The organism is Leisingera sp. F5 (genome assembly GCF_001593695.1).
In genome coordinates, this window is sequence record NZ_LUKH01001395.1 from 1 (window position 1) to 1,055 (window position 1,055).

The window sequence follows — 1,055 nt, forward strand, 5'->3', positions numbered from 1 at the left end:
TCTGGCAGCAGGTCCGAGGGTTTGGCAATATGGAACGCGCCGGAGGCAATGAAGAGGATGTGGTCAGTCTTGACTGGTCCGTGTTTGGTGCTGACGGTGGTGCCTTCGATCAGCGGCAGCAGATCCCGCTGCACGCCTTCGCGGCTGACGTCGCCGCCGCGGGTCTCCTGGCGCGCGCAGACTTTGTCGATTTCGTCCAGAAAAACGATGCCGTTCTGTTCCACCGATTCCAGCGCGGTGCGAGTGACGGTTTCATCATCCAGCAGCTTGTCGGCCTCTTCGCTGATCAGCACCTCATAGCTTTCGGAAACGGTCATCTTCTTGCGGGTGGTGCGCCCGCCCATTGCCTTGCCGAACAGGTCGCCCAGGTTCAGCGCGCCCATGTTACCGCCGGGCTGGCCGGGGATTTCGAACATATTGCCCATCGGGTTGGATGTGTCTGCAACATCCAGTTCGATCACTGTGTCGTCGAGTTCACCTGACTTCAGCTTCTTGCGGAACATTTCGCGGGTGGCTTCACGCGCGTCTGAGCCGGCGATAGCTTCCAGCACCCGGTTCTCGGCAGCTTTCTGCGCGTTGGCTTTCACATCCTCGCGCATGAATTCGCGGGTCTGGGCGATGGCGCTGTCTGCCAGATCCCGGATGATTTGCTCCACATCGCGGCCCACATATCCGACTTCAGTGAACTTGGTCGCCTCAATCTTGATGAAGGGCGCGCGTGCCAGTTTGGCGAGGCGGCGGGAAATTTCGGTTTTGCCAACACCGGTTGGGCCGATCATCAGGATGTTCTTGGGGTACACCTCATCCCGCAGATCATCAGCCAGCTGCTTACGCCGCCAGCGGCTGCGCAGGGCAACGGCAACGGCACGTTTGGCTTCTTTCTGGCCGATGATGAAACGGTCCAGCTCAGAAACGATTTCGCGTGGGGTCAAATCAGTCATTGGTACTTCCGTTTCAGTGGGATGGCGGCAGCCGGTGAAGCGGCAGCACGCCAGACAAGAGGGAGAGCAGCGCAGCACGGATATGGCTCCAGAAAGCCCCCAGAGCGACCAGGA

General features: G+C 59.8%; 1 protein-coding gene. It reads right to left on the bottom strand.

What is annotated here, in order from left to right; all coding sequences use genetic code 11:
• The coding region (hslU, locus tag A2I95_RS41715; protein ID WP_291738129.1) for an ATP-dependent protease ATPase subunit HslU at positions 1–941 on the bottom strand (941 nt) is incomplete at its 3' end.
• Positions 942–1,055 lie beyond the last annotated feature (114 nt).